The organism is Geomonas sp. (genome assembly GCF_035254065.1).
GTDB lineage: Bacteria > Desulfobacterota > Desulfuromonadia > Geobacterales > Geobacteraceae > Geomonas.
This window is the reverse complement of sequence record NZ_DATFBA010000100.1, coordinates 1-5,550: the sequence shown is the minus strand read 5'-3', so window position 1 is coordinate 5,550 and position 5,550 is coordinate 1. Positions and strand designations below refer to the sequence as shown.

The following is a 5,550-nucleotide window of genomic DNA, read 5'->3' as shown; positions in this document are numbered from 1 at the left end:
TCCCAGTCGTCGGCGCTCTGCCGGCTGACGCTTTCCAGCGTTTCGGCAAGAAGATGGCCGTAGTTGAAACAGGGGACTATGATGCTGAAGGCCGGCATACTAGTCGACTCCCCCTGCCCGTTGCCACCTGATCAGGCAGCGCACGAAGAGTTTGCAACTCTCCCAGCGCGATAGTTCCGCCCAGCGCGCTAGTTCCGCCGCTCGATAGCTGTTCCACGCCCGCAGTCCGGCTCCGGACCCCTCGCGGCAGAACATATACCACCTGCGGGCCACCACCTTTTGCAGGGCGCGCTCCTCGAAGCGGCGGGCAGTGTGGTTATTGTCGATCAGCTTCATAAGCCAGCGTTCAGCCTCATGAAAGATATCGGCGGAGACTCGGAACCGGAGCATGCCGAGCTGTCGGTGCAACTCGATCTCCTGTTGGGTCGGGGTAACGCCCAGCAAGTTCAACTGCTCGATCAGGACTTTTCGGATGCAGCTCTCCATCAGCTCCGCCTTGGAAAAGGTCGCGCTGGGAGTGTGGACACGGTACCTGGTCAGCACCTGCGGCAGATTCCAGACCTTTGCCAGCGTCGCCATGCGAACCCACAAGTCGTAATCCTCGGCAACCGGATACTCCGAGCGATAGGACACCGCAGGCAGGCTCGACTTGCGGATCATGACCGCCGATTGGGAAAAATAGTTGCCGAAAATGAGCAGGGCCGGAATCTCCTCAGGTGCCGCCGGATACCGCATGACCTCACGGCAGACTCCTTCCCCGTCCATGATTTCAATCCACGAGCCGACCATCCCAAAGTCGGGGTGCTCCTCCAAAAAAGAGCGCTGTTTTTGGAGACGTTCCGGCAGCGCGATGTCGTCGCAATCGAGAAACGCGACGAATTCTCCCACTGATTCGGAAATCGCCTTGTTCCTGGTCTTGACCAGTCCGAGGTTTTCTCCGTTCACCAAAAGCCTGAGGCGTGGGTCGTGGTAGCCGCTTATGATCTCGATGCTTCGATCCCGCGAGCCATCGTCGATCACCAGCAGCTCGAAGTCCTGCATGGTCTGGGAAAGAACGCTGTCTATGGCCTGCGACAGGTACTTCTCCCCATTGTAGACCGGCATGAGAACGGAAACCTTGGGACCGCTCATGCCGGCACCTTCAGCCAACTGTCCGGCAGCAGATCGCGGGTATCGAGATCGGGCGTGTTGAACCATTTGTCAGGCGCGATCACGATCTTGCCGGGCGCGGTTCCCAGCCAGGCGCCCCACCAGCTGAACGAGCTGTTGGCGACGATGTTGTGTAGGCAAAGGCTCATCAGCCTCAGGTCGTGGCAGCCGTGCTCCGGACCGTTGTGGTCCATGTACTGGGTCTGGCCGGGAAGTTCCAGGTTTTCCTTGACCCAGCCGAGGTCGTCCGAGAAGACGAAGAAACGTGCCTCGGGAACCCTGTCAAGCATGGTGGATATCGCGTTTCGGTAGTATTGCAACGAGCAGGTGCCGTGGTACGCGTTGATGGCTTGGTGGGCCACGTAATCTCCCCGCCGCACATGCACCGATACCGAATCGACCTTGCCGATCTGTTCGGCCATATCCAGGTTCCAGCGGTCCGGAGCCGCGCCAACCTGGAATTCTTCCCGCAGGGGTCCCTCGATATCCTTGAAATACCTCTCGCTTTGCCAGTAGCCTTCCAGGTAACAGTCATCGGGTGCCGTCATGATCGCCGGATCGAAGTGAAAATGGCGCTCGGCGAGGAAGGTTCGCCGAGGGCGCATTCCTGCGGCGGCAAGAAGACGTTGCAGCCTGCTTTTCCGTGCAAGAAGGTACTCCGAGACCTCGTCGGCAGTCGCGATCGAGGCCGCGATATTCAGGTGGTGCAGTTCGAACTTCCGGACCGTGATGACCTCGGTGTTATTTTGCAGAAAGGAAAGGTCGAGTTTCAGTTCCGTGCCGTGCTGGTGCGCCAACCTGCGCCCGACGGCGTATTGGAACATCTGGTTCCCGAGCCCACCCATCAGTTTCACGATGATCATTCAAAAACCTTTTCGCCCAACGTTGTCCGATTCGATGAGTACGCCGTTCCCCCCTCTCCAACTATCATTCGGCCCTTATTCACCATAAAAGGGGCCGGGGTGAGGGAAGCCCCGTATCAACTCCTGGTGAACCAGAAGCACCCGCAACCATAGTTTTGAGCGTCCGCCAGCTCGGGGCTGGCATTTCTAACGAGTCCCGCCTCCTGGGCGTTGTCCGGTATGAGGCTGAATTCTTTGAGCCGAAGCTCGGAGAAGTAGGAAACGACCTGATGGTAGGAGTAGATTCGGTGCGCGTTGAACATGATCCTCGGCCTACCCATCGGCACTACAAATAAAAGCGACCCATTCACTGCCAGCACCCTTTTCAACTCGGCGATAGCCTTCAGGTCGCCGTCCGGGTCGAGCGGGTCCCCGTAGCGCCCCAGGCCGACGTGCTCCACCACGTGCATGCAGGATAGGGACGCGATGCTCCCGTCTGCGAAGGGGAGGTTCAGCAGGTCCGCAGCCCCCGTGGTGAGGTTGTCCAGCAGCAACTTGGCCGGCCGGTAGTCATAAAACTGCACCGGGAGGAAGGCGGAGACCATCGAGCAGAAGTGCAAGGATGATGAGATGTCGATGTGTGACGACGGCTTTAGATCAGCCAGCACCCGCGCCGCCCAGGCCGGATGATAGATGTAATGGTGATCGAAGTTTGTGGTCGAGGTTCCATCATAGAGACAGGGAAGCCGGTCCTTCCAGCGAAGCGGGAACCTCTCCTGCACGGAGCTTCGCTTCAACTCGCCATAGCTTCGTAGATACCGAAAATAGGCAGCCCACTTTTTTACCTGCCTGCCGAGCAGACCAGTCAGTAGGTTCATAACGGTTCCGTGCCAGGCTGAAGCGGCTCGGGCGCTTCAGCGGAATGCCACTGCCTTTTGCATCGTCTCCAGACAAAAAACGTGTAGGGGAAGATGAAGCAGGAATTGATGATGAAAAATGCGACGGTAACTCCCAGCGCTGCGTAATGCTTGCCGAAATACCAGGTAGCGGCTCCTTGCAGTATGGAGGCGAGGATGGTCATCTTCATCAACGGCTCTTTCTTGTGCGAGCGCAGGTAGGCAGCCAAGGAGGCGATGACGATCTGGAAGAAGACCGTCGAGAAGAGCAGCCCCGCTTCTGCGTAAGGGATGAAGCGTTTTCCCAACGTGGTATAGCTCTGCAGCGCCCAGATGGCCGAAGTGCCAGCGACAGTGCCGAACAGCGCCAGCAGCAGGGCCCGCCGGGTGCCGTCCATGAATATGTCGTCGAGCCTCTTCCAATCCCGATTAGCAACCAGCTTGCCGAATTCGGGGACTTTGACATTGAAAACCGTGGTGCTGCCGGCAAGCAAGGCATTGGCGGCGGTAAGCGTCATGCCCATTTGACCGGCTATCACCGACCCGTGGTACTGGAACAGCACCGGGTTGAAGAGCTGGAAAATGAAGTAGGAGGAACCCACCGAGATCGCCAGCCGCCACTGCATCGGCCAGATTTCCTTCCACCAGGAAAGCCCCCCGCTCGCCTTGCGCTGCTGCCTCTCTTCACCGAACCAGCCCCGCCAGGCGAGTTTTATCATTTCCGGGCGCCTGCTCAGCAAGTAGCCCCACGATATGAACAGGCCGCCAAGGTTGACGGCAAAGGCAGCGTAGAGGCCGCCATGCAGGCTGAGCACCGACCAGCAGAGGATGGAACTGCTTAGCGCGGAAACGAGCTCCCGCTTGTTGACGGTGACCACCTCGCCGCTTCCCAGCATGATGGAGAAGAAAGGGCAGACAAAGAGGTTCAACGCTGTCCCTATTACGGCGAGGGTCCACGGTATCCGCCAGGAGAAGTCGACGTTCCCTTTCTGCTGGAAGAAGATCAGCCCGGCCGGTACCAGCACGATGATCATCAGCAGAGCGGCCACCCCGAACCAGAGAGTGGTCTTGCAAAGGAGGTCGGTGAACCTTCGAACCGCCAGCGGTGAGCCGTCAATAGCCCCGTTCTTCTTCCAGGAAAGGTCCACGAATTCGTGGCTGGAGAACTGGGCGATCACGAACATCAGCCCCAAGTCGAAAAACATCTGGAGCGCCAGCAGACTGCTGAAGGTAAAATAGAACCCCTGCTGGATCGGCGAAAGCTTGGTGGCAATGACGACCATGGTAATAGGGCCGGAGAACAGTCCCCACACCCTGGTCATCAATCCAAAGGTGACCGCACGGTCAAAGCCAAGGGATCTGAGAATATTTTTGATGATCCTTCTCAAGCGGTACCTTTTAACATGTAGTATTCGCGGTGCTTACCTATCAAGGCCACCCCGCGCGACAGATAGCTTCCTGCGGAGCACCCAGTCTCAGCAACTCCTCGCACAACGCCTCACCGCGCTTGAGCGAGGTGATAACGATACGCCCCCTGCACTGCACCAATCCTTCTGCGGGCGAGACGACCTGGTGGTCGAAGAAGCTGCAACCGGCCGCTTCCGGGTCCATGGCCAACTCCAGTTCAAGACCTACCTCCTTCAGCGAGAGATAGGCTATCTCCGCGACCTCGTCGATGCCGCAGAAGGCGACCCCTTGCACACCCTCAGCGGCGAGGCCCCGGAAAAGCTTCAGGTAATCCTGCCGGGCGACGGTGTAGAGGCCGGAGAAATAGCTTAGGTGCTGATAGGCGAGGCGGCTTTTTTCGGCGAAACCCTTGGGGGTGAGCAGGTAGGCGTAGCGGTTCCTGGGGAAGTTGGCGACACGGACGTAGCCTTTGGCGACCAGGTTCTTCAGGTAGGAGTTGACGAGGCCGAGGGCTATCCCCAGCCGGCTGGCTAGCTCGCGCTGCGAGAGTTGCTGATCTCCCGATATCTCCGACAGGAGCAGGAAGGATCGGTAGGTATCAAGGACCTTCTCGTTGTCACCGTTCATGCGGTGAACAGTACACTAGCCGGTCAAAATTATCAATAAGTTTATGCGGATGGCGCCTTTAGGTCACTTCGCTGCCAGCTCCCGATAGATGCGGGCCAGCTCTTTCCCCCGCGCCGACCAGGAGTGCAGCTCGATGGCGAGCGCCCTCCCCTCCTCGCCCAGCTCCTCGCGCAGCTCGCGGTCCCCGGCCAGCCGGCCGATGGCGCCGGCCAGTTCCCCGACCTCGCCAACCTTGGGGTAGAGCGCGGCGTCCCCCAGGATCTCTCGGTTGACGGGGGTGTCGAAGGCAACGGTGGGGAGCCCGCAGGCGAGGTAGTTGAAGAGCTTGCCGTTCGCCTCGGTGAGCGATAGCTTGGGCGAGACGGCAAGGTCGCCGGCGGAGAGGTAAAGCGGGGCTTCCTGGTAGGGTACTCGGCCGGTGAAGGTGACCATGCCGGCAACGTCCAGCTTTTCGGCCATCTCCCGGTAGCGCTCCTCCGGAAAGCCCATGACCAGGAAATGGAGCTTCGCCCCCTGACCTTTCAAAAGCGCCGCCGCCTCAAGCAGCAGGTCGACCCCCTGGTAGGCGTTGAGAAGACCGAGGTAGCTCACGATGGGACGGTCAGTGGGAAGTCCCAACCACGCCCGGA

6 protein-coding genes are annotated in these 5,550 nt (G+C 59.2%); all 6 read right to left on the bottom strand.

From position 1 onward, the window contains the following. Nucleotides 1-99: 99 nt before the first annotated feature. Nucleotides 100-1,131 carry a glycosyltransferase family 2 protein gene (locus tag VJ604_RS05320; RefSeq protein WP_324080340.1) on the bottom strand — a complete coding sequence of 344 codons (1,032 nt, stop codon included), beginning with the start codon at nucleotides 1,129-1,131 and terminating at the stop codon, nucleotides 100-102. Next, nucleotides 1,128-2,012 carry an alpha-1,2-fucosyltransferase gene (locus VJ604_RS05315; protein ID WP_324080339.1) on the bottom strand — a complete coding sequence of 295 codons (885 nt, stop codon included), beginning with the start codon at nucleotides 2,010-2,012 and terminating at the stop codon, nucleotides 1,128-1,130. The genes VJ604_RS05320 and VJ604_RS05315 overlap by 4 nt, the downstream gene beginning before the upstream one ends. 116 nt (nucleotides 2,013-2,128) lie before the next feature. Then, complete coding sequence (locus VJ604_RS05310) at nucleotides 2,129-2,869, bottom strand: DUF268 domain-containing protein (RefSeq protein WP_324080338.1); 741 nt, start codon at nucleotides 2,867-2,869, stop codon at nucleotides 2,129-2,131. Then, nucleotides 2,866-4,170 carry a polysaccharide biosynthesis protein gene (locus VJ604_RS05305; protein ID WP_324080337.1) on the bottom strand — a complete coding sequence of 435 codons (1,305 nt, stop codon included), beginning with the start codon at nucleotides 4,168-4,170 and terminating at the stop codon, nucleotides 2,866-2,868. The genes VJ604_RS05310 and VJ604_RS05305 overlap by 4 nt, the downstream gene beginning before the upstream one ends. Before the next feature lie 145 nt (nucleotides 4,171-4,315). Next, on the bottom strand, nucleotides 4,316-4,921 hold the full coding sequence (locus tag VJ604_RS05300) for a winged helix-turn-helix transcriptional regulator (protein WP_324080336.1): 606 nt from the start codon (nucleotides 4,919-4,921) through the stop codon (nucleotides 4,316-4,318). Nucleotides 4,922-4,984: 63 nt separating this feature from the next. Then, the coding region (locus VJ604_RS05295) for a glycosyltransferase (protein WP_324080335.1) at nucleotides 4,985-5,550 on the bottom strand (566 nt) is incomplete at its 5' end.